22 protein-coding genes and 1 tRNA gene are annotated in these 22,681 nt (G+C 71.0%); 10 read left to right on the top strand and 13 right to left on the bottom strand.

Annotated elements, in window-relative coordinates; all coding sequences use genetic code 11:
• Window positions 1–74: 74 nt before the first annotated feature.
• Both EDF21_RS09625 and EDF21_RS09620 read left to right on the top strand, forming a co-directional pair.
• Window positions 75–941: a DeoR/GlpR family DNA-binding transcription regulator gene (locus EDF21_RS09625; RefSeq protein ID WP_233568449.1), complete on the top strand. Its 867-nt coding sequence runs from the start codon at window positions 75–77 to the stop codon at window positions 939–941.
• 70 nt (window positions 942–1,011) lie between these two features.
• Complete coding sequence (locus tag EDF21_RS09620) at window positions 1,012–1,953, top strand: aldose 1-epimerase family protein (protein WP_056043257.1); 942 nt, start codon at window positions 1,012–1,014, stop codon at window positions 1,951–1,953.
• A 454-nt stretch (window positions 1,954–2,407) separates the two neighbouring features.
• Here EDF21_RS09620 and EDF21_RS09615 read toward each other — a convergent pair.
• Window positions 2,408–2,480: transfer RNA gene (locus EDF21_RS09615), tRNA-Lys, on the bottom strand.
• A gap of 148 nt (window positions 2,481–2,628) precedes the next feature.
• Between EDF21_RS09615 and EDF21_RS09610 the strand changes: the two genes are divergently transcribed.
• From EDF21_RS09610 to EDF21_RS09595, 3 genes are all read left to right on the top strand, one after another.
• Window positions 2,629–3,258, top strand: coding sequence for a hypothetical protein (locus EDF21_RS09610; protein WP_055977451.1), 630 nt, complete (start codon window positions 2,629–2,631; stop codon window positions 3,256–3,258).
• A gap of 779 nt (window positions 3,259–4,037) precedes the next feature.
• Window positions 4,038–4,634 carry a sigma-70 family RNA polymerase sigma factor gene (locus EDF21_RS09600; RefSeq protein WP_056043251.1) on the top strand — a complete coding sequence of 199 codons (597 nt, stop codon included), beginning with the start codon at window positions 4,038–4,040 and terminating at the stop codon, window positions 4,632–4,634.
• A complete protein-coding gene (locus tag EDF21_RS09595; protein ID WP_056043248.1) occupies window positions 4,631–5,575 on the top strand; it encodes an anti-sigma factor domain-containing protein in 945 nt (314 codons plus the stop codon). The genes EDF21_RS09600 and EDF21_RS09595 overlap by 4 nt, the downstream gene beginning before the upstream one ends.
• Window positions 5,576–5,690: 115 nt before the next feature.
• Here the strand turns inward: EDF21_RS09595 and pstB are convergent, their stop codons facing one another.
• From pstB to EDF21_RS09545, 10 genes are all read right to left on the bottom strand, one after another.
• On the bottom strand, window positions 5,691–6,470 hold the full coding sequence (gene pstB / locus EDF21_RS09590) for a phosphate ABC transporter ATP-binding protein PstB (protein WP_043597259.1): 780 nt from the start codon (window positions 6,468–6,470) through the stop codon (window positions 5,691–5,693).
• Between the two features lie 64 nt (window positions 6,471–6,534).
• Window positions 6,535–7,629: a phosphate ABC transporter permease PstA gene (gene pstA, locus EDF21_RS09585; RefSeq protein WP_123571209.1), complete on the bottom strand. Its 1,095-nt coding sequence runs from the start codon at window positions 7,627–7,629 to the stop codon at window positions 6,535–6,537.
• A complete protein-coding gene (gene pstC, locus EDF21_RS09580) occupies window positions 7,629–8,591 on the bottom strand; it encodes a phosphate ABC transporter permease subunit PstC (protein ID WP_056043239.1) in 963 nt (320 codons plus the stop codon). The genes pstA and pstC overlap by 1 nt, the downstream gene beginning before the upstream one ends.
• A gap of 154 nt (window positions 8,592–8,745) precedes the next feature.
• Complete coding sequence (locus EDF21_RS09575) at window positions 8,746–9,846, bottom strand: phosphate ABC transporter substrate-binding protein PstS (protein WP_369700715.1); 1,101 nt, start codon at window positions 9,844–9,846, stop codon at window positions 8,746–8,748.
• A gap of 226 nt (window positions 9,847–10,072) precedes the next feature.
• Window positions 10,073–11,014 (bottom strand): NUDIX hydrolase, encoded by a 942-nt coding sequence (locus tag EDF21_RS09570; RefSeq protein WP_056043236.1) that lies wholly within the window; start codon window positions 11,012–11,014, stop codon window positions 10,073–10,075.
• Window positions 11,011–13,182, bottom strand: coding sequence for an RNA degradosome polyphosphate kinase (locus tag EDF21_RS09565; RefSeq protein ID WP_123571208.1), 2,172 nt, complete (start codon window positions 13,180–13,182; stop codon window positions 11,011–11,013). The genes EDF21_RS09570 and EDF21_RS09565 overlap by 4 nt, the downstream gene beginning before the upstream one ends.
• Window positions 13,183–13,336: 154 nt before the next feature.
• The gene (locus EDF21_RS09560) at window positions 13,337–13,555 is read right to left on the bottom strand and encodes a hypothetical protein (protein ID WP_054146872.1); all 219 of its coding nucleotides are present in this window, start codon (window positions 13,553–13,555) and stop codon (window positions 13,337–13,339) included.
• A 142-nt stretch (window positions 13,556–13,697) separates the two neighbouring features.
• A complete protein-coding gene (locus EDF21_RS09555; protein WP_123571207.1) occupies window positions 13,698–15,035 on the bottom strand; it encodes a proline-rich domain-containing protein in 1,338 nt (445 codons plus the stop codon).
• A gap of 93 nt (window positions 15,036–15,128) precedes the next feature.
• The gene (mshD, locus tag EDF21_RS09550) at window positions 15,129–15,959 is read right to left on the bottom strand and encodes a mycothiol synthase (protein ID WP_123571206.1); all 831 of its coding nucleotides are present in this window, start codon (window positions 15,957–15,959) and stop codon (window positions 15,129–15,131) included.
• A 13-nt stretch (window positions 15,960–15,972) separates the two neighbouring features.
• Window positions 15,973–16,653 (bottom strand): winged helix-turn-helix domain-containing protein, encoded by a 681-nt coding sequence (locus EDF21_RS09545; protein ID WP_056043227.1) that lies wholly within the window; start codon window positions 16,651–16,653, stop codon window positions 15,973–15,975.
• A 113-nt stretch (window positions 16,654–16,766) separates the two neighbouring features.
• On the opposite strand from EDF21_RS09545, the gene EDF21_RS09540 reads away from it, so the two are divergent.
• The 4 genes from EDF21_RS09540 to EDF21_RS09525 all read left to right on the top strand — a co-directional run bounded on the left by EDF21_RS09540 (window position 16,767) and on the right by EDF21_RS09525 (window position 20,278).
• Entirely contained in the window at window positions 16,767–17,057 is a 291-nt protein-coding gene (locus EDF21_RS09540) for a hypothetical protein (RefSeq protein ID WP_056043223.1), read from the top strand.
• A gap of 202 nt (window positions 17,058–17,259) precedes the next feature.
• Window positions 17,260–17,883 (top strand): FABP family protein, encoded by a 624-nt coding sequence (locus EDF21_RS09535; RefSeq protein WP_043597230.1) that lies wholly within the window; start codon window positions 17,260–17,262, stop codon window positions 17,881–17,883.
• Window positions 17,884–17,917: 34 nt separating this feature from the next.
• Window positions 17,918–19,129, top strand: coding sequence for a folate-binding protein YgfZ (locus tag EDF21_RS09530; protein ID WP_123571205.1), 1,212 nt, complete (start codon window positions 17,918–17,920; stop codon window positions 19,127–19,129).
• A 33-nt stretch (window positions 19,130–19,162) separates the two neighbouring features.
• Complete coding sequence (locus tag EDF21_RS09525; protein WP_158612901.1) at window positions 19,163–20,278, top strand: aromatic acid exporter family protein; 1,116 nt, start codon at window positions 19,163–19,165, stop codon at window positions 20,276–20,278.
• A gap of 70 nt (window positions 20,279–20,348) precedes the next feature.
• Here the strand turns inward: EDF21_RS09525 and EDF21_RS09520 are convergent, their stop codons facing one another.
• Window positions 20,349–21,125 (bottom strand): hypothetical protein, encoded by a 777-nt coding sequence (locus EDF21_RS09520; RefSeq protein WP_056043213.1) that lies wholly within the window; start codon window positions 21,123–21,125, stop codon window positions 20,349–20,351.
• Between the two features lie 41 nt (window positions 21,126–21,166).
• On the opposite strand from EDF21_RS09520, the gene EDF21_RS09515 reads away from it, so the two are divergent.
• Window positions 21,167–21,910, top strand: coding sequence for a phosphoglyceromutase (locus tag EDF21_RS09515; protein WP_123571203.1), 744 nt, complete (start codon window positions 21,167–21,169; stop codon window positions 21,908–21,910).
• Between the two features lie 96 nt (window positions 21,911–22,006).
• Here the strand turns inward: EDF21_RS09515 and EDF21_RS09510 are convergent, their stop codons facing one another.
• The gene (locus EDF21_RS09510; protein ID WP_123571202.1) at window positions 22,007–22,540 is read right to left on the bottom strand and encodes an AAA family ATPase; all 534 of its coding nucleotides are present in this window, start codon (window positions 22,538–22,540) and stop codon (window positions 22,007–22,009) included.
• Window positions 22,541–22,681 lie beyond the last annotated feature (141 nt).

Below are 22,681 nucleotides of genomic sequence, written 5' to 3'. Positions count from 1 at the left end.
CTCCTTCAGTTCGGGGCACTCGCGACCACGATTTGCAGTTGCGAAAGTACGTGAAAGCATACGAAACTAGCCGGGTGAACGGCAACTCGACCCCGCCCCCGGTGCCGCAGCCCGCGGCGCTGCCGGGCGAGCGGCGCCGCGACCGCATCGCCGACCTCGTCGGGCGTCGCGGCTTCGTCCGCACGGCCGAGCTTGCACGCGAGTTCCGGCTGTCCGAGGTGACGATCCGCACCGACCTCGAGAGCCTGGCGGCCGACGGCCTGCTCTCGCGCGTGCACGGCGGGGCGCTGTCCGTCGACCGCCCGGCCGAGCGACCGTTCGAAGAAGAGAGCTCGGTCTCGACCGAGGCCAAGCGGGCCATCGGGGTCGAGGCCGCGTCGCTCGTGCGGTCGGGCGACTGCGTCGTGCTCGACGTCGGCACGACCACCACCCAGATCGCCCTGGCCCTGCTCGAACGGCACGACCTCGAGGGCGTCGTGGTCGTGACGAACGGCCTCACCATCGCGCTGGCGCTCGAGCAGGCCGTGCCCCGGTTCACGGTGATCGTGTCCGGCGGCACCCTGCGGCCGTTGCAGCACTCTCTGGTCAACCCGCTGGCGACGAGCGTGTTCGCGAGCGTCACGGCCGACCTGGCGTTCATCGGCTGCACCGGCGTCCACGCCCTCCACGGGGTGACGAACGTCAACCTGCCCGAGACCGACCTCAAGCGCCTCATGACCCAGACCGCCCGCCGGTCGTACATCGTCGCCGACGGCAGCAAGCTCGGCGAGGCCCACCTCGGCGTCATCGGTCCGCTCGACACCTTCGAGGCCCTCATCACGGCGGGGGCCGACGAGGCGCCCGTCGCCGAGCTGCGTCGAGCCGGCCTCGCCGTCGTCACCGCAGGAGGCGCGGGCGAGGTCGACGCGCCTCCTCGCGATCCTGCCCCCTCGCGTCCCTGAGCCCGGGCCCCCGTCGCGGGGCCTCGAGCGATCCCGGACGCCACCGACACCCGAGAGCGAGACTGGAACGATGACGACGAGCAGCCCGACCGGAGAACAGTACGACCTCGCCCTCGAGCACGACGGGCACCGCGTCACGGGTGTGGTCACGCAGGTGGCGGCGGGCATCCGCGCGCTGGCCGTCGACGGCATCGCCCTGACCGAGACGTTCGGTGCCGACGAGGTGCCGCCGTCCGCCTGCGGCATCACCCTCGTGCCCTGGCCGAACCGGGTCGCGCGCGGCCGATGGACGCTCGACGGCCGCGAGCAGCAGCTCGACCTGACCGAGCCGTCCAAGGGCAACGCCAGCCACGGGCTGCTGCGGTACACGGCCTACCAGGTGGTCGGCCGCGAGCCCCACGCCGTGACGCTCGGAGCGACGGTGTTCCCCCAGCACGGCTATCCGTTCGAGCTCGACACGAGCGTGCGGCACGAGCTCGTCCCGGACGGCATGGTGGTGACGCACACGATCACGAACGTCGGCCCGGACCGGGCCCCGTTCGCCGTCGGGTCGCACCCGTTCTTCCGTGTGGGCGACCACGATCCGGCGACGCTGACCGTCACGCTGGCGGCCTCGACGCGCTACGAGACCGACGAGGCGAGCATCCCGGTCGGGACGGTGCCGGTGGCCGGCACCGAGTTCGACCTGTCGCAGGGCCCTCGCCTGGGCGACCTCGACCTCGACACGGGTTACCGCGACGTCGAGCCCGACGCCGACGGCATCCGCACGACGACCTTCACGGCCCCCGACGGCTCGGCGACCGAGCTCTGGCAAGACCCGTCGTTCGAGTACGTGCAGGTGTTCACGCCCCGCAACTTCCCCCGGGACGGGGTCGAGGGGCTGGCCGTCGCCGCCGAACCGATGACGGCACCGGCCAACGCGCTGGCCTCGGGCGAGGGCCTGCGCTGGCTCGAGCCGGGCGAGACGTGGACGGGCACGTGGGGCGTGCGGTACCGGGCGTCCGGCTCATGACGGTGACGTGGCGGTTCGTGGCGGTTCGTCGCGGCTCGCTCGAGGGTCGATGTCCAGAAAACGCGAACCTGAGACCGTCACGATGCCGGGCGCGTAACGTCGAATGCTGTCTCCCCAGGGTCCCGTAACCCTGGCGTACCCCGTAACGACCGCGTCGGCTTGCCCGACACGTGTCGCGAGGAGGCCGAGCGCCCCTCCCGGCCCGAACCGGAGGGGCGCTTTCTCTCGCCCTCAACAGACTCGTCGAGACGCGGAGGCGGACAAGGCGTATGTTCTGCGCATGCCAGGTGGGTGGGACCCACCTGAAATCGGGGGACAGGATTCGGGTTCGGTCTCTCGTGGTGGGGCCGCCGCATTCGGGTGCGACGTCGGCCCCACCTTCCTGGTCGGAAGGCGGTCGTCCGTGACGGGCGACGACGACGACGGAGCGACGTGGCGACGCGACGCGTACAGGTGGGCCCCGTGGGGCTCGAACCCACGACCCGCGGATTAAAAGTCCGATGCTCTACCAACTGAGCTAGAGGCCCGTGCGCGTCCACTTTACGGGATGCCGCGCCTCCTGGCCGCCAGGCCCACCCGCGCCTCCTCGGTGTCGACGGGTGCGCCCGGTGCAGGCGGTGATGCCGTGGGCGAACGCCCGGCTCGGTGTCGGTGGTCGCGCCTATCGTGGGTCCGGTGCCGAGACCATTCCACCGCCCGACCCAGTTCTCGGGGTCCGAGTTCGAAGCCTTCCAGGGCGGAGACGACCCCGCGACGATGAACCGCGTCGCCCACGAGTCGGCCTCGGCCCTCGTCGCGCGCGTCAAGCACGACCCGAGCCCCGAGATCCTCGACCGGCTCGTCACCTTCACCGACCAGCACGGCATCGACGCGGTCGCCGAACTCTGGGCCCGGGCCAGTCCCCACAGCCTTCCCGGCGCCCTCTGGCGCATCTACCTCGTGCGGGCCGTCATCCGGCAGAACCCGGTCGAGGTCACCCAGCTCTTCGAGCGCGGGGTCGAGGTCGCCACCACGATCGACCCGGTCGTCGCGGGTGCGCCCGCTCCGGCCAGCCCGGAAGAGATCCTCGAACTCGCCGACCTGATCCTCCGCGGGGTCTTCGTCGGGGACTTCGCCATCGCCCTCGAGCGGGGTGCCGCGTTCTGCCGCCTCGCCGCCGCCGGCGCCACCTCGGTCGCCGACGACCAGGACGCCGTCGGGTCCGACCGCGCGGGCGAACTCACCCGTCGCGCTCTGCGCTTCAGCGAGCTCGGGGTCGACCTCGTCGCCTGCGCCCACCTGTGGCGCGACGACAGCCTCGACTGAGCGCCGGGGCCAGCGCCGCGCGGGCGGGCCTGCGCCGCGCTGAGGAGGGCGGCACGGCCGAGCGCCGACCGCCGACCGGCGACCGCCCCCCGCTCGACACGCGCGGACCCGCCTCGCGTTCGCACGACGCGAACTCGGCGGACCGCTCGGCCCGAGGCGGGTAAAGTCTTCCCTGTCGGGCCGCAGTAACCCCGGGCTCCAAATTTAGCCGCTTCGAGCGGCCTCGCGCCGAGAGGCGTTTCTGCGGTCCGGCGCCTCTTCCTCCCGAGGTGGGTCCTCGGTCGAGAGCCGACGTGACGACCGACCGTCGGCCTCCTTTCCGCCGGCACCGCGCCTCCTCGGCTCGTCGGCTCGGGTACGTCGGGAGCAGGCGACGGCGTCTGGCGATCGCTGAGTGACGGTGAGCGACGCGTCGGGGCGAACCCGTCGGCCCCTGGACGGCTGTCGGTCCGCCCCTGTCGGGTTCGACACCCGGGGTCCGGCCGGGCACCACGAGCGCGCCGGGATGTTCACCCAATCCGGCGGGCCCCCCGTGCCGAATCATTGACGTGAGGGATCCACGATCCCCCGCCGACACCCGTCCTCCCTTGGTTTCGGGCGTCGGCGGGCTGGTCTCCCTGCGATGCACCGGGCCTGAACGCCATCCCAGACGGACGCATCGCAGGGAGTCCCGTCCGCACCACGAACACACCGCACCACGAACACCGCACCACATCACGATCCGCCCCGGATCGTGACCCACGACCCGACGAACAGTGCGACCGGAGGTGAACCCTGACATGCTCGAACTCGTGACCCGAGAGACAGAGACACCCGAGAGCGGGCCTGCTCCGTCGACCCCCGACATGTTGTTGCCGCGGGTCGCGCAGGGTGATCAGGCCGCTTTCGCCGAGCTGTACGACCAGACGGCGCCCCGCGTGCTGGGTCTGATCAAGCGCCTCCTGAAAGACCACGCCCAGTCCGAAGAGGTGGCCCAAGAGGTCTTCCTCGAGATCTGGCAGAACGCCACGCGCTTCGACTCCACCCGGGGTAGCGCCGCCAGCTGGATGCTCACGATGGCGCACCGACGAGCCGTCGACCGCATCCGCGCCTCCCAGGCCGGCCGCGATCGCGACCTCAAGATCGGCGTGCGCGACCTCGAGACCGACTTCGACTCGGTCACCGAGTCCGTCGAGATCCGCATCGAGCACGAGCGGGTCGAGCGGGCCCTCGGACGCCTCACCGAACTGCAACGGCAGGCGGTGAAGCTCGCCTACTACGGCGGCCTCAGCCACAGCGAGGTCGCGAAACTGTTGGACGTGCCGATCGGCACGGTCAAGACCAGACTGCGCGACGGCATGATCCGTCTGCGCGACGAGATGGGGGTGGCTTCGTGACCGACCACGACGAGCCCACGCACGGCCGCCACGCGGACGACGCGGGCACCACGAGAACCGACACCGACAACCTGTCCGGCGCCTACGTGCTCAACGCACTGAGCGACGACGAACGACACGCGTTCGAGGCACTCCTCGACGACACATCAGACCAGCACGACGACACCAGGACGGAGGTGGCCGAATTGAGAGAGACCGCATTGTTGCTCGCTCACGCGGCCCGGCCCGTCACCCCGTCGGCCGGGCTCCGCGCAAGCGTGCTCGACCTCATCGCGTCGACGCCGCAGCTCGCGCCGCTCACGGCGACGGCGGCCCCGACGAGCCCCACGGCAGACCACGACATCGCGACGACCGCAGGAGGCGCGGGTGACGACGACCACGCACGTCGCGTCGAGCGCACCCCCGCCCCCGAGATGGAGCCGAGCGAATCCGAGGGTGCTCGCGTCCTCACGCCGACCGGAGCCGCGCACCGTCGTTGGTTCACGCGCCCCGTCGCCGTCCTCGGGGCGGCCGCCGCGGCCGCCGCGCTCTTCTTCGGCGGTGGAGCCCTCGTCGAGGGTCTCGGTCAGTCCGGCCAGCAGCAAGAACAGCAGGCCTCGGGCATCGACGAGATCTACGCCGCGAGCGACTTCCAGCGCTCGGTGGCCGACGTCAGCACCGGTGGCAAGGCGACGCTCATCTGGTCGGACGAGCTCGGTCGCTCTGCCGTCGTCGTCGACGGGATGACCTCGCTGCCCGGTGACCAGACCTACGAGCTCTGGTACATCAACGATGACGGCGCCGTCCCCGCGGGCACCTTCGACGCCTCGTCGAGCGCCCCGGCCACGCACCTGCTCAAGGGTGAGATGAACGCGGGCGACACGATCGGCATCACGGTCGAGCCGGCGGGAGGCTCGTCCTCGCCGACCAGCGACCCGGTCGTCGCCATCCCCAGCGCCTGACCCGTCGCCACGCCAGAAGAGGCGGTCCACCACGTGGTGGACCGCCTCTTCTGGTGTGCCCCTCACGGACACGCGGCGAGTGGGTGCGCCTCACCCCGAGGAGGCGCGGCGCCGATCAGCCGAAGCGTCCCGACACGTAGTCTTCCGTGGCCTGCACGCTCGGGTTCGAGAACATCTTCGCGGTGTCGTCGTACTCGATGAGCTTGCCTGGCTTGCCGGTGCCGGCGATGTTGAAGAACGCGGTCTTGTCGCTGACGCGGCTGGCCTGCTGCATGTTGTGGGTCACGATGACGATCGTGTACTGCTGCTTGAGCTCCTCGATGAGGTCCTCGATGGCGAGCGTCGAGATCGGGTCGAGGGCCGAGCAGGGCTCGTCCATCAGCACGACGTCGGGGGAGACCGCGATGGCCCGCGCGATGCAGAGGCGCTGCTGCTGACCACCCGAGAGGCCCGAGCCGGGCTTGTCGAGGCGGTCCTTGACCTCGTTCCAGAGGTTCGCGCCCTGCAGCGACGACTCGACGAGGCCGTCCTGGTCGCTCTTCGACATGCGGCGGTTGTTGAGCTTGACGCCCGCGAGCACGTTGTCGCGGATGCTCATCGTCGGGAACGGGTTGGGGCGCTGGAACACCATGCCGACCTGTCGACGGACCAGGACGGGGTCGACGCCGGGGCTGTAGAGGTCGTTGCCGTCGATCAGCACCTCGCCCTCGACGTAGGCACCGGGGATGACCTCGTGCATGCGGTTCAGCGTGCGCAGGAAGGTCGACTTGCCACAGCCGGACGGGCCGATGAACGCGGTGACCGTGCGGGGCTCGATGGTGATGTTGACGTCTTCGACAGCCTTGAACTTGCTGTAGTAGACGTTGAGGTCGTTGACCTCGATGCGCTTGGACACGGTGATTCCTTCGGGGTGGGAGCCGGGCGGGAGCCGGGACGGGGTGTGGGTCGGGGCGGCCGAATCAGCGGCCGAGCTTGGGGGCGAACACGCGGGCGATCAGGCGGGCCAGCAGGTTCAGCGCCATGACCATCAGGATCAGGGTGAGGGCGGAGGTCCAGGCCCGGTCGATGAAGGCCGCCGCGTCGGTGCCCTGGCTGACGTACGAGCTGTAGGCGAACACCGGCAGCGACTGCATGCGACCGTCGAAGAGGTTGTAGTTCATGCTCGCGGTGAAGCCGGCCGTGATCAAGAGCGGAGCGGTCTCGCCGATGATGCGCGCGATGGCCAGCATGACGCCGGTCGTGATGCCCGCGACCGAGGTGGGGATGACCACCTTGACGATGGTCAGCCACTTCGGGACGCCGAGGGCGTAGGCCGCTTCTCGCAACTCGTTCGGCACGAGCTTCAGCATCTCTTCCGTGCTGCGCACCACCACGGGGATCATCAGGACGGCGAGGGCCACGGAGCCGGCCGCGCCCATGCGGACCCCTTCGCCGAAGAAGATCACGAACAGGGCGTAGGCGAACAGGCCGGCGACGATCGAGGGGATGCCCGTCATGACGTCGACGAAGAACGTGATGGCGCGGGCCAGGCGGCCCTGACCGTACTCGACGAGGTAGATGGCGGTCAGCAGGCCGATCGGCACCGAGATGACGGCGGCCAGCGCCGTGATCAGCAGGGTGCCGGTGATGGCGTGCAGACCACCGCCGCCGGCTCCGACGACGTTGCGCATCGACATCGCGAAGAAGTCGGCGTCGAACCGGTTGGAGCCCGACGTGACGACGGTGAAGAGCAAGGAGACCAGCGGAACCAGCGCGATGATGAACGCCGCACTGACGGCGGTCGTGACGACGCGGTCCTTCGCACGGCGGATGCCCTCGATCTGCATCGCGACGACGAAGACGAGCACGGCGTAGAGCACGGTGCCGAGGATGATCGCCCCGACCCAGTTGAAGGAATCGGTGACGCCCGCCGCGTTCAGGAGGGCGAAGACGACGCCCATTATGACCCAGCTGCCGAGCAGGATGACGAGGGGCGCGGCCTTGGGCAGGCGCCCCGTCGTGAGGGCGTTGACCGTGCGGGTGGACCGGCGCACGCCGGCGGTGGTGGTGGCCATCAGTTCGCTCCCGAGAAGGCCTTGCGGCGGTTGATGACGTAGCGGGCGATCGAGTTGACGATCAGGGTGATGACGAACAGCACGAGGCCGGTCGCGATGAGGGTGTTGATGCCGATGTCGTGCGCCTCGGGGAACCGGAGGGCGATGTTCGCCGCGATGGTCGAGGAGTTCGTCGACGTCAGGATCGCGGGGTTGACGACGAGGGCCGGCGAGAGCACGAGCGCCACCGCCATGGTCTCGCCCAGGGCACGACCGAGGCCGAGCATCGCGGACGAGATGACTCCGGGGCGACCGAACGGCAGCACGGCGATCTGGATCATCTCCCAGCGGGTGGCGCCGAGGGCCAGGGCGGCCTCTTCGTGCAGTACCGGCGTCTGGAGGAAGACCTCACGACTCAGGGCGGTGATGATCGGCAGGATCATCACGGCGAGCACGATCGAGGCGGTCAAGAGGGTGCGACCGGTGCCCGAGACCGGGCCGGCGAAGAGCGGGAACCAGCCGAACGTGCTGACCAGCCAGTCGTAGAAGGGCTGGATCGCGGGGGCGAGCACGATGCTGCCCCACAGGCCGAAGACGACCGACGGCACGGCGGCCAGGAGGTCGATCACGTAGCCGAGCCCCTGGGCGAGCTTGCGGGGGGCGTAGTGCGAGATGAAGAGGGCGATGCCGATGGCGACGGGGAGGGCCATCAGCAGGGCGAGCGCGGCGGCGTAGACCGTGCCGAACGCCAGCGGTCCGACGTACTCCCAGAACGAACCGGGGTAACCCGAGAGCGAGACGTCCTCGGGAGCGGCCGTGAGGGCCGGGATGCTCTGCACGATGAGGAAGAGCGCGACGGCCGCGAGGATCGCGAGGATGAGACCACCGGCGACGACCGTGCTGCCCGAGAAGATCCGGTCGGCAGGACGTCGCTTGGGCTTCGGGACGACGGCGGGGGCCGAGGTCGTGGCGGGGGCGGTCATCGGACGGGGTCCTCCGGAGGCTCGGGTGGGGTTCGGGGACGAACACGGGTGCTGGTGCTGGTGCTTGTGCTGGTGCTTGTGCTGGTGGTGCCTGTCAGGCCGACGGCCCGGGAACGCACGCGGTGCGTTCCCGGGCCCCCGGGGTGGTGCCGTGTTACTTGATGAGCGCGATGGCGTCGGCGACCTGACCCGAGAGGGTGCTCGAGATCGGGGCCGAACCGGCGGCGTCGGCCGCGACCTTCTGGCCGTCCTCGCTGGTGACGTACGAGAGGTACGCCTTCACGAGCTCGCCCTTGGCGGCGTCCTCGTAGGACTCGCAGGCGATCAGGTAGCTGACCAGGACGATCGGGTAGACGCCTGCGGCGCTCGAGGTGCGGTCGAGCTTGATGGCGATGTCGCCGTCGGTGCGACCCTCTTCTTCGGGCGACTCGTCGACGATGGCGGCTGCGGCCTCGGCCGAGTAGCCGACGAAGTCGTCGCCGACCTTGACCTTGGCGACGCCGAGGTCACCGGCGCGCGAGGCGTCGGCGTAGCCGATGGTGCCGGTGCCGTTGGTGACGGCGTCGATCACGCCGGTGGTGCCCGAGGCGCCCTCGCCGCCGAACGCGGTCGGCCAGGTGCCGTCGGCCTCTTCGGTCCAGGTGTCGCCCGCCGTGGCGTGCAGGTAGTCGGTGAAGTTCTCGGTGGTGCCCGAGTCGTCCGAGCGGTGGACGGCCGTGATGCCAGTGCTGGGCAGGTCGGCGTCGGGGTTGTCGGCCTTGATCTCGGAGGCGTCCCAGGTGGTGATCTTGCCGCTGAAGATGCCGGCGAGGGTGGCGGGCGTGAGGTTGAGCTCCTTCACGCCGTCGAGGTTGAAGACGACCGCGATGGGCGAGACGTAGGCGGGCAGTTCGACGATGCCGGTGTCGGGCGTGCAGCCGGCGAAGGTGCTCGACGAGATCTCGTCGGTCTTGAACGCACGGTCGGAGCCGGCGAAGTCCGCGGCGCCCGAGATGAAGCTCTCACGGCCGCCACCCGAACCCTGAGGGTCGTAGTTGATCGTGACGTCGGGGTTGGCGGTCTGGAAGCCCGCGACCCAGGCCTCCTGCGCAGCCTGCTGCGACGAGGCGCCGATGCCCGAGATGGAGCCGGAGAGGTCGCTGGCCGATGCGTCGCCCGAGGGCGAAGCGCCGCCTTCGTTGCTGGCGCAGGACGCGAGGAGCATGGTTCCGACCGCGGCGATCGCGACGATGCTGCCGGTGCGCTTGAAGTTCACAGGGGGGTCCTTTTCGGGATGTGATGGCTGGGTGCTGTGGGCCAGGTGCCGACCCGTGCGAGACGCTACGGCGACGGGTTAACCACGGTCGCCTGCCCCGGTGAACGGAAGGTGAACGAGGGGGGAACATCGGCCCGGACAGGCGCGTCCGGACGGCGGTCGACCCCGGCCCGGTGCGGGCGGGGGTCGACCGTCTCGGCGTCGCGACGAGCCGAGGAGGCGCGGGTCAGGCGGCCGGGCCGTGCGTCTCGATCGCGACGAGCGCCGTGTCGTCGACCGAGACGTGCAGCACCGTGAACTCGGCCGTGCCGAGCGACGAGGCACGGCGCAGGTCGATGCGGTCGCCGCCCTTGGTGCCCAACGAGATCTGTCGGATGACCTCGGGCAGCACCGGGCCGTGGCTGCAGATGACGGCCGCGGCCTTCTTCTTGAGGCGTTTCTTGACGACGCCGGCGACGTCGTCCGTGCCCTGCTCGAAGGCGTCCTGGCTGATCGCGTCGGTCTGCTTGACGCCGACCCGGGTCAGCTCGGAGAGGGGCTCGAGGGTGGCCAGGCACCGCGCCGCCGTGCTGCTGACGATGCGGGTGGGGGCCCAGGCGGCGATGACGGGGGCGACCGACCTCGCTTGGCGGCGGCCCTGGGGCAGCAGGGGGCGCGTGGCGTCCGAGCCGTGCCAGTCGGACGGCGAGGTCGTCTTGGCGTGGCGCAGGGCCACGATCGGGAAGGTGCGGGCCGTGCCCGTCGCCACCCGGTCGGCGAAGCGCTGCAGCACGTCGGCGTCGCGGGCGTAGGTCAGCATGGCCTTCGCCTTCTCGATGCCGACCCACTCGATGGCCGCGACCTCGTGGTTGGGCGTGAACGTCCCGGCCGCGGCGAAGGACTCGTCGGTCACCTCGGCGGACCAGTAGTGCACCACCTTGTCGCGACCGCCGGGCAGCAGGTACTCGGCCGTGCCGAGCGGGGCGCCCAGCGTCACCCGGTAGCCCGTCTCTTCGTGGATCTCGCGCACGGCCGTCTGCGGCGTCGCCTCGCCCGGGTCGACCTTGCCCTTCGGCAGCGAGACGTCGCCGTGGTGGTCGCGGTGGATCAGCAGCACCCGGACCTTGCCGTCGACGAGGCGCCAGCAGACGGCACCCGCGGCGACGACCGTCGTCGAGGTGATGGTCATCGCTTGGAGCGCTTCCGCTGCGTGATGGCCTTCATCTGGGCGTTCTGCAGATCGGTCAGCGAGCGGCCGTCGGCGTCACGTGCGTGGCGGGTCCAGGTGCCGTCGGCCTCGAGCCACCACGAGGCGGTCTCGTCCGACATCGCCTGCTCGAACAGGTCGGCGACCTCGGCGAGGTGGTCGGCCTGCGTCAGACGCACCAGGGCCTCGACGCGACGGTCGAGGTTGCGGTGCATCATGTCGGCGCTCCCGATGAAGACCTGCGGGTCTCCGTCGTTGGCGAACCAGAACAGACGGCTGTGCTCGAGGTACCGCCCGAGGATCGACCGCACCCGGATGTTCTCGCTCAGGCCCGGCTCGCCCGGCTTGATGGTGCAGATGCCGCGCACCCAGACGTCGACGGGCACCCCCGCCTGGCTCGCCTTGTAGAGGGCGTCGATGATCTGCTCGTCGACGATGGAGTTGATCTTGATGCGGATGCCGGCGGGTCGGCCGGCCTGGGCGTTCTCGATCTCGTTCTGGATCTGCTTGAGCAGACCTCGGCGGAGGTAGCGGGGGGCCACGAGCAGCCGCTTGAACTTCTTCTCGATCGCGTAGCCCGAGAGTTCGTTGAACAGGCGCGTCAGGTCTTTCCCGACCTGGTCGTCGGCGGTGAAGAGCCCCATGTCTTCGTAGATGCGGCTGGTCTTCGGGTTGTAGTTGCCCGTTCCGATGTGCGTGTAGTGCTTGAGCGTGCCCTTCTCCTGGCGGATGACCAGGGCGAGCTTGCAATGGGTCTTGAGCCCGACGAGGCCGTAGACGACGTGCACGCCGGCCTTCTCGAGCTTGCGGGCCCAGGTGATGTTGTTCTGTTCGTCGAACCGAGCCTTGACCTCGACGAGCGCGAGGACCTGCTTGCCGGCCTCGGCGGCGTCGATGAGCGCCTCGATGATCGGGCTGTCACCGCTGGTGCGGTAGAGCGTCTGCTTGATGGCCAGCACGTTGGGGTCGGCCGCGGCCTGTTCGAGGAACGCCTGCACGCTGGTCGCGAACGACTCGTACGGGTGGTGCACGAGGATGTCCTGCCGGGCGATGCTCGCGAACATGTCGGGCTTCATGTTCGGCTCGGTCTGCTGCAGCTGCACGGCCGTGGTCGGCAGGTGCTTGGGGTACTTGAGGTCGGCCCGCGGCATCTTGGTGATCTCGAACAGGCCGGCCAGGTCGAGAGGGGCCGGCAGCTTGTAGACCTCTTGATCGGTCACGTCGAGTTCGCGCACGAGCAGCTCGAGGGTGACCGGGTCCATGTCGTCGGTGATCTCGAGCCGGATCGGCGGACCGAACCGGCGGCGCAGCAACTCGCGCTCGAGGGCCTGGATGAGGTTCTCCGACTCGTCCTCGTCGACCTCGACGTCCTCGTTGCGGGTGACGCGGAACACGTGGTGCTCGACGACCTCCATGCCGGGGAAGAGGTCTTGCAGGTGGTTGGCGATCAGGTCCTCGAGGGGGATGAACCGCACGCGCCCGCTGTCGTTGTCAGGCAGCTGCACGAAGCGCGGCAGCATCTGCGGCACCTTGAGGCGCGCGAACTCCTGTCGCATCGTCTTGGGGTTGCGGACGCGGATGGACAGGTTCAGGGACAGCCCCGAGATGTAGGGGAAGGGGTGGGCCGGGTCGACCGCCAGGGGCATGAGGACGGGGAAGATCTGCTCGGCGAAGATCTCGCGCATGCGGACCCGGTCGGCCTCTTCGAGGTCGGACCAGTTCTCGATGTGGATGCCCGCGTCGTCGAGGTCGGGCTTGACCAGGTCGAGGAACGCCCGGGCGTGGCGCTCTTGCAGCTCGTGGGCCTTCCGGTTGATGTCGGCCAGCACCTCGTTCGGCCCGCGCCCCACGTTGGTCGGCACGGCGAGGCCCGTCGCGATGCGGCGCTTGAGGCCGGCGACCCGCACCATGAAGAACTCGTCGAGGTTGCTCGCGAAGATCGCGAGGAAGTTGGCCCGTTCGAGCAGCGGCGTGGTCGGGTCTTCTGCGAGCTCGAGCACGCGCTGGTTGAACGCGAGCCAGCTCAGCTCGCGGTCGAGGTAGCGCTCGGCCGGCAGGGTGCCGTCCTCGAAGCTGACGATCTCGTCGAAGTCGTCGAGGAAGTCGGGGGTGACGCCGGCGCCGTCGACGCGGGGTTCGCTGCTGTCCATCGCACCATCGTGCCACCCCCGACCGCCCCGCAGCGTCGTCCCGGGTAAACGCGAGATGACGTGTGGACACCCCGGCGCGGGGGAGGAGCGGTCGAGGGGACGACGACGCCCCCGCCGGGTGGGCGGGGGCGTCGTCGTACTGGTGGTGTCGTGCCTACTTCTCTTCGTTCTTCAGGGCGAGGCCCAGGGCGAAGAAGGTCGGCGCCCAGTGGCCGATGAAGATGCCCCAACGGTCGGACTGGGCCTTGTCGGACGAGTCCTTGCCCTGCGAGGCGATCCAGGCCACGAGGGCGATCACGATCGAGGCGAAACCGCCCCAGTAGGCGTGCTTGCTCTGGAGGCCGAGATCGGAAAGGAACTTGACGGGGTTCATGTTGTTCTCCTGACGATGGGATGCGTGCCTTGCGCGGTGCCTCAATCCACTCCCCGGTGCTGGGAGTGCGGTGGCAGGTCGGCTCGGACCACAGGAGTAGGTGCCGTCGCCCCGCTTCTGTACCCCGGTTGTACCCCTCGGGTCAGGTGAGTGGCGTGGCGACGCTCGAGGTGAACGTGGCGCCGTCGGCGGTCACGTCGCTGATGAGACCGCCCACCCGCACCGGCACGGGGGCGAGCGAGCCGTAGACGCCGCTGTTGCCCGCAGCGTCGACGCCCTGGGCGGTGAAGGAGGCCGAGCCCGGAGTCGTGGTGCTCACCGTCCACCCGCCGTCCTGCCAGTCGCCGACGGTGAACTGCGGCGCGGACTCGAGGGTCCACTTCTGGCCGGACAGCGTGTACCGACCGGACTCCGTGTCGTACAGGCCGAAGCTGCAGCCCTCGGGACGCAGGTCGGTCGAGGCGATGCAGCCCGCCACCCAGGCGTCGACGGCCGCGGTCGCCGCCTCGGTGCCGGCGGGCGTGAGTGCGGTCGTGAGCAGGGTCGGTTGGGCGATGGCGTCGGCGCCTTCGACCACGGCCGTGGCGGCGGTCGCCGAGTACGACTCGTTCTCGGCGGCGAGGGCGACCTCGTAGCTGCCGGGGAAGGCCTTGAGGCTCACCGATCCGTCGGACCCCCGGGTCACGGGAGTGCCGTCGACGGCGATCTCCGCCGATGCCGGTCCGGCGACCTGCACCGAGACCGTGCCGAGGTCGACCGGCTGGAGCGCCCATCGGTCGAAGAAGAGCAGATCGCGCCCGTCGCGCACGAGCCTGAACTCCTGGGCGTGGGTCGACCCGTCGCCGCGGCGCACGACGGCCTCGACCTGCGCGTCGTCCCCGTCGGTCGAGACGGCACCCACCTGGAACCCGTCGACCCGGTCGCCGGCCGCGGCGTAGGCGTCGTCGGTCAGCAGCACGTCGCCCTTGGCGACCTCGGTGCCGTCGAGCGCGAGGGCGCGTTCGACCTCGCCGGCCTGGACGGCGCCGAGGTAGTCGCGGACGGTCGCCTCGGGCCGGTGGGAGGCGCTCATCGTGGCGAACGTCACGGCACCCGCCACGACCAGCACGAGCAGCAGGGCTGCTCCACCGATCAGGCCGATCAGCAGTCGTCGACGTCGTGCGGCCTCTTCGGGCGTCCTCGGTGCCGGGGGAGTCGGAGCCTGCGCGTACGCGAACTGCGAGGTCGGCTGGCCCGAGGCGTCGTACGGCTGCTGGTACGCCCCCTGCGGCTGTCCCTGGTCGCCCGGCTGCGGCGAGGAGCCGTAGAGCTGGTCCCCGTAGCCGGTCGCCTGGTGCGGGTTCCCCTCGGGCTGCTGCCCGTACGGCAGTCCCTGGTACGGGAACGCGGCGGGCTGCTCGTGGCCCCCGGCCGGTGCCCCGTCGTGCTGCGGCTCGTCGTGCCCCTGGTCGTCGCCGTCCGGTCTGGTCTGATCGGTCATGATGCCCCCTCGATCGCTGTCATCCGATCCGCAGCATATCGGTGGACCGGAGGGGCCCGCACCCCCCGAGGACGGGCCGTGCCCGGGCGGGGTTCAGCGGGTGAGGGTGTACTGCACGTCGACGGCGTGGTCCGTGAACCCGCGGGCCGCGTAGAGCCGGAGGGCGGCGGTGTTGTCCCCTTCGACGTACAGCGCCGCGGTGCCGGCACCGCGCTCGGCGAGGCGCGCGAACCCGGCGTCGACCACCGCGCCTCCGAGTCGTTCGCCCTGGTGGTCCGGCGAGACGCCGACCGCGTAGAACTCCCCCGGCTGACCCTCGTCGAGCTTCAGCCAGCAGAAGGCCAGCAGGTCGTCGCCGCGCCAGAGCAGGAGGAAGTCGTCGGCGTCGAACCACGACTCGGCCTGCCGGGCGTCGAGGTCCGCCTGGACGAGCGAGCCCTGCTCGGGGTGGTCGGCGAACGCGCGGGCGTTGAGGTCGAGCCAGGCCTCGTCGTCGACTCCCGGCCGGAACGAGGCGACCCGGTCGGCGTCGCGGAGGCGGGGCGCACGGGGTCCGGCGGGGACGTCGGCACGCTGTTGCAGCAGGCGACGGGTCTCGGCGAGGCCGAAGCGCGCGGCGAGCACGCGGGAGCCGGGCTGGTCACCGTGTGCCCAGAAGAGCAGCGGGCCCTCGGTCTCGTCGACGAGTCGTTGCAGCAACTCGGCACCGCGACCCTGTCGGCGGTCGTCGGGATGCACGACGAGCTCGGCCTCGCCCTCGCGCAGCACCGCCGCGGCGTGCGCGTCGCCGACGACGGTCGCGACGCCCGACCGGACGTCGACCAGGGTCTGGTCGGAGAACGGCGGGCTGCCGTCGGCCGTGGTGGCCGCTCGGGCGAGCGTGGGCACGAAGGAGGCGCCGGTCGCGTCGGCGGCGTCGGTCACCGCGACACCGTGTTCACGAGACGACCGCCTGGGCGTCGTCGTCGTAGACGTTGAACCGGTAGCCCACGTTGCGCACCGTGCCGATCAACGACTCGAGGTCGCCGAGCTTGGCCCGGAGTCGTCGGACGTGCACGTCGACCGTGCGCGTGCCGCCGAAGTAGTCGTAGCCCCAGACCTCGCTGAGCAGCTGTTCACGGGTGAAGACGCGGGAGGGATGCGTGGCGAAGAAGCGCAGCAGCTCGAACTCTTTGAAGGTGAGGTCGAGGGGGCGACCGTGCACCTTCGCCGAGTAGCTGGCCTCGTCGATGACGACACCGGAGGCGTGGATCTTCGAGCCGTTCTGCGACTGGGCGAGGCGACCGGTGACCAGTCGGATGCGGGCGTCGATCTCGGCGGGGCCGGCCGTCTCGAGGATGACGTCGTCGACGCCCCACTCGCTGTTGACGGCGGTCAGTCCGCCCTCGGTGAGCACCAGGACGAGCGGCACCGTGACGCCCGTGGTCCGCAGGATCTTGCAGAGCGACTTGGCGCTGGCGAGGTCGACGCGGGCGTCGACGAAGATCAGGTCGCTCGAGGGGGCGTTCACCAGTTGCGCGGGTTCGGCCGGGATCTGCCGGGTACGGTGGCTGAGCAGGGCGAGAGACGGCAGGACCTCGGGGCCGCCCGCAGACGTCAGTACCAAGAGCTGCGCCACACGACCTCCAGTGAATGTACTGTCGAGCAGTCTAAAACATGAGACCCCGCCACTCCGACCATCCGATGCTAGGGCAGGTCGGCAGAACGGCGGACACGAACGAGGGACGAACGGTGCAGACAGGCGAACGAGACGTCGACGCGACGACGGCACGGCTCAAGCCGATCACGGTCGTCCCGGTCTGGGCCGCCACGCTCGTCGTGGCCGTGCTGATCGGCCTGCGGTCGCCCGCCTCCGAGTACTGGGACCACGTCGTCCTGGCCCTCGGCGGGGCCATCGTCCTCACCTTCGTGCTGCAGCTCGCCACGAGCCAGAAGGACGGCCTGGTCTCGCGAACGATGCTCAGCACTTGCGGCAGCCTGGTGATCCTGGCCGTCGTGACGGGCGTCTTCGCACTCGTCTGAACGCCCGACCCCCGGCTCGTCTGAACGGTCGCCCCGAAGGGCTGGGCACGTCCGCGGTCGCCGGGTAGGCTCGACGGCATGGATTCCCTGCTCGCACTCGAGGTGTTCTACATCGGGCTCCTCGGCCTCGCCACCATCGCCATCGGCTTCGTCTCGGTCGTCGTCCTGCTCAAGTTGTTCAAGGGTCAGCGCTGACCGCTCCATGATCGACATCCCCACCGACCTGCCGTCCGAGCTCGTCCCCCTTTCCTGGTTGATCGGCGTCTGGCAGGGCACCGGCGTCGTCGACTACAAGATCGGCGAGGGCGACCCCGACTCCGAACCGGGCACCGAGCGTCGCACCCACGAGTTCGGGCAGCGCATCAGCTTCAGCCACGACGGCCTGCCCTTCCTCAACTACAGCTCGTTCACCTGGCTGCTCGACGACGAGCACACGCCACTGACGAGCGAGACGGGCTACTGGCGGCTCGAACGTCCGGCCGAGCCGGGTGACCGCGGCCCGGGCATGCTGCCCGGCGTCGGAGTCCAGCCCTTCACGTCGGCCCGGGCGGTCGAGATCCTCCGCACGCCCGACGACGGCTTCGGCCTCGAGGTGCAGATCGCCCACCCGACCGGCGTGAACGAGCTCTACCTCGGTCGGGTCAAGGGGCCGCGGATCGACCTCGCGACCGACGCCGTCGTCCGGTCGAGCAACGCGAAGGAGTACTCGGCGGCCACCCGCATGTACGGCCTCGTCGAGGGCAAGCTCTTCTGGGCGTGGGACATCGCGGCCCTCGGGCAAGAACTGCGCTCGCACGCATCCGGGCAGCTGGCGCGCGTTGACTGACGTCGCCGACGCGTCCCCCGACACCACGGGGCCCGTGGTCTCGCCCTTCTCGTCGCGCGACGGCTTCGTCGACGACGGCTCGGGCGTGGCGTCCCACTACGGCAATCCGCTCGGCGAACAGCGACTGCTCGCCCGGGGGGCGGCGATCGTCGACCTCTCCGACCGTGGCGTGCTGACCGTCACGGGGCCGGACCGGCTCAGCTGGCTCAACTCGCTGACGAGCCAGGCCCTGGTCGGTCTCGCGCCGGGCGTCTCGACCGAGACCCTGCTGCTCGACGCCAACGGCCGCCTCGAGCACGCCGCCCGCGTCCTCGACGACGGCGAGACCACCTGGCTGCTCGTCGACCGCTCCGAGGTCGAACCGCTCGGCACCTGGCTGGACCGGATGCGCTTCATGCTGCGCGTCGAGGTCGCCGACCGCACGGCCGACGTCGCGACGATCGGCTCGATGCACGACCTGCTCGACGGCCCCGACGGCTCCGACGGCCCCGACGGCTCCGCTCCGCTCGTCCCGGTCCTGACGTCACACGACACGGCGCTCGTGTGGGTCGACCCCTGGCACGAGGTCGCGGCCGGCGGTCACAGCTACGCCGACTCCGACCGTCACCCGGGTCACGACTGGACCTACCGCGAGAGCCTCGTCCGGCGCTCCGACCTCGACGCCCTCGCCGCGTCGCCGGCCGACCGGCTCGCCGTCGCGGGCACCCTCGCCCTCGAGGCCCTCCGCATCGAGGCCTGGCGTCCCCGGCTCTCGACCGAGGTCGACGAGCGGACCATCCCGCACGAGCTCGACTGGATGCGCAGCGCCGTCCACCTCACCAAGGGTTGCTACCGCGGGCAAGAGACCGTCGCCAAGGTGCACAACATCGGTCACCCGCCGCGTCGGCTCGTCATGCTCCACCTCGACGGCAGCGACGGCGTGCTGCCCCCGCGCGGTGCCGAGGTCGTGCTGGCCCCGGCCGCCGGCGGTGCCCCCGACGCGGCCGTCACCGCCGGAGGCGCGGTGTCCGATCCCGAGGCGACCGCACCCAAGTCGGTCGGGCACGTCACGAGCGTCGCCCTGCACCACGAGCTGGGCCCGGTGGCCCTCGCACTCGTCAAGCGCGGCACCGACGAGGCCGCACCGCTCGTCGTCGTCGTCGACGACCTGATGATCGCGGCCGCGCAAGAGATCGTCGTGCCCGCCTCGGCCGGTGCCGCCGCAGGCGTCCCCCGGTTGCCGCGCCTCGGCGCCGTCCGCCGCTGACGGCCTGGTGACGCGGTGCACCCGGGCCCGGTCGTGACCGGGCCGACGCGCGGCGGCGGGCTGCGACGCGGCTGGCACCGCGCCTCCTCGTCCTTCGACGTGCGCGACGCGACGGCGCGGACGATCGCGTCCGGTCCGGCGATCGTCCAGATCGTGCTCGCCGTGGCGGGGGCCTACGCCATCACGCACTACGGACTCGGGCACGCGATCCCCCTGCTGGCCGTGACCGTCACGATCTCGTCACTCGGCCTGGCCCGTGACGCCCGTCCGCGTCGGGTGCTCGAGAACGCGGTCGGCGTGCTCATCGGCATCGCGCTCAGCGAGGTGCTGCTCATGGTGGTGGGCAAGGGGCTGTGGCAGATCGCCCTGGTGCTGTTCGTGACGCTCCTCGTCGCCCGGTTCTTCTCGTCGAGCAGCGCCTTCGCCGCGGCCGCCGCGACCCAGTCGATGCTCGTCATGCTGCTGCCCGACCCCGCCGGCGGGGCGTTCGTCCGCAGCATCGACGGCGCGGTCGGGGGAGCGGTGGCGTTGCTCGTCACGGCGATCGTGCCGCGCGACCCGGTAGGCCTGGCCCGCCACGACGCCCGGCGCCTGTTCGACGAGCTCGACCGGGCCTTCGCGGCGCTCGTCGGCGCCCTCCGCACCGACGACGCCCCGCGGGCCGACGACGCCCTGGAGCGGCTGCGGTCGACCCAGCCGGTGCTCGACGACTGGTCGTCCACCCTCGAGTCCGCCGAGTCGATCGCGCGGCTGTCACCGTTCCTCCGCTCCCGGTTGCCCGACCTGAGGCAGCAGGCCACGGTCCGGCGCTACGTCGACCTCGCCGTGCGCAACCTGCGCGTGGTGGCGCGACGGCTCGACACGCAGCTCGGCGACGGCGTCGACCGGTCGGCCCTGGCCGACCTCCTCGAGTCGACCTCGCGCGCGGTCGCCGTGCTGGGCCGGTCGGTGCACGACGTCGAGCAGCGGCCCGTCGCCCGTGAGGCCCTGTCGGCCGTCGCCCGTCGACTCGATCCGACGGTCGTGCTGCCCGGGTCGCCCGTGACCGAGGCGATGGTCGTGCTGATGCTGCGCCCGCTGCTCGTCGACCTGCTCATGGCCACCGGCCTGGACCACGACGAGGCCCGAGGCCGACTCGCCCACGTCTGAGGACACCCGCCCCGCCCCGCCCCGACCCGACCCGGCTCGCCCCGACCCACCCGACCGGGCTCGACCCGGCTCAGTCGCGCGGCGTCACGGCGGCCCAGGGCAGCGAGAGCTCGCCGAGCCGCCAGCGGGACCGCCCGCCGAGCACCGGCCAACCCATGTCGCGGAGCCCCTGCACCGTCGCGAGCCACCGTTGGACCGGCCCGTAGACCGAGAGCGGGGCCGCCACCGCCCACTGCCGGTCGAGGTCGACGAGCAGGTCGTGCACGCGCTCACCCGGCACGTTGCGGTGGATCAGGGCCTTGGGCAGCCGTTCGGCCACGATCGAGGGCAGCTCGAGCCCGGCCAGGCGCAGCGAGATCGTGAACGTCGTGGGCCCCTCGGGGGTCACGTCGATCCAGCTCGCGACTCGCCCCACCTCGTTGCAGGTGCCCTCGACGAGGACGCCTCCGGGCTGCAGCCGGCCGGTCATCAACGCCCAGGCGTCGGCGACCTGGGACTCGTCGTACTGCCTGAGCACGTTGAACGCCCGGATCACCGCGGGTCGCCGGTCGCCGTCGAGCGGCACCTCGAAGCCGCCCCGCCGGAAGCTCACGCCCGGCCGCGCCGAGAGGCTCGCCAGCCGGACGCGCTCGGGCTCGATCTCGATGCCCACGACCTCGACGTCGTCTCGCACCTTCAGGAGGCGCTGGTGCAGTTCGAGAGGAGTCGTCGCGCTCGCCCCGTACCCCAGGTCGACGACGAGCGGGTCGTCCGCCCGCCGGAACGACGGGTGCGCGGCGATCCAGCGATCGACGCGGCGCAGGCGGTTGGTGCCGGTCGTCCCTCGCGTGACGGAACCGATGGGCATGAGCCAAGTCTGCCATCGGGCCGTCGCGATACGCTGGCGGCATGACTTCGACCCTCATCCTCCTGCGTCACGGCAACAGCGAATGGAACGCGAAGAACCTCTTCACCGGATGGGTCGACGTGCGGCTCACCGAGCAGGGGCGCCGAGAGGCCAAGCGTGCCGGCGAGCTGCTGCGCGAGGCCGACCTGCTGCCCGACATCCTCTACACGTCGCGCCTGACCCGGGCGATCCAGACCGCCGACATCGCCCTCGACGAGGCCGACCGCCTCTGGATCGACGTCAAGCGCTCGTGGCGTCTCAACGAGCGCCACTACGGGGCGCTCCAGGGCAAGGACAAGGCGCAGACGCTCGAGCAGTACGGCCCCGAGCAGTTCCAGACCTGGCGTCGCTCGTTCGACGTGCCGCCGCCCCCGCTCGACGACGAGAGCGAGTTCTCGCAGGCGCACGACAAGCGCTACGCCGAACTCGGCATCGACGCCCCGCGCACCGAGTCGCTCGCCCTCGTCATCGAGCGCATGCTGCCCTACTGGCACAGCGACATCACCGAGAGCCTGGCCGCCGGTGACGTCACCCTCGTCGTCGCACACGGCAACTCGCTGCGTGCGCTGGTGAAGCACCTCGACGGCATCAGCGACGACGAGATCGCCGAGCTGAACATCCCCACGGGCATCCCGCTCGTCTACGCGCTCGACGACGACTTCGTGCCCACCGGCCCGGCCCGCTACCTCGACCCCGAGGCCGCCGCCGCCGGTGCCGCCGCGGTCGCGAACCAGGGCAAGAAATAGCGCCTCCCGACGTTCCCGCGCCCCGCGCCCCGTTCTCGGGGGCGTGGGGCGCTTCGGCGTCCGGCACCCCCGGCGCCACAGGGTTCGGGGCGGTCGTCAGACGAACCGCTCGCTGATCTGCACGACCAGGTCGTCCATGTCGACGGGTGCGCTCGTGTCGACGCGGATCACGGGCCAGTCGCCGAGTGGCCCGGCCGCGGCGGCCCACGTCGGCCACGAGGCCCGGGCCGATTCGACCGTGCCGTGCGCCGGGTGACGACCGCCGGCCGCGAGCCGGTCGACCACGCGCTGCAGCGCCGTGTCGGGGTCGACGTCGCACCACACCTCGACCGTGCGGGGCGACCCGGCACGCTCGACGCCGGCCCGGGCGAACTCGAGGTCGCGCTCCCGGTGCCAGAAGGCGTCGACGACGACACCCGCCTCGACCTCGCCCGCCATCGCCCAGACGGTGTCCATCGCGATGCCGCCGAGGGCCTCGGGGACGATCATCGGCCCGGCCAGGTCGACCAGCGCCTCCTTGACGGGGTCCTTCGCGAGCAGCGGGCACCCGAGCACCCCGGCGAGCGTGGCCGAGAGGGTGGTCTTGCCCGATCCGGGCAGACCGTTGACGAGGATCGCGACTGAAGCCATGTCCCCATCCTCGCGGACGGCGAAGGCCCGACCGGACGCAGGAGGCGGGGGGGGCGGGGGGCCCGGGCCCCCCCCCCCCCGGGGGGCGGGTGGGTAAAGACGACGGGGGCGCCCACGAGGCCGGGGCGGGGGGGAGGGGCC

The organism is Frigoribacterium sp. PhB118 (genome assembly GCF_003751725.1).
Taxonomy (GTDB): Bacteria; Actinomycetota; Actinomycetes; order Actinomycetales; family Microbacteriaceae; genus Frigoribacterium.
Note: the sequence above shows the minus strand (reverse complement) of the source record. Positions and strands in the feature narration are given on the sequence as shown.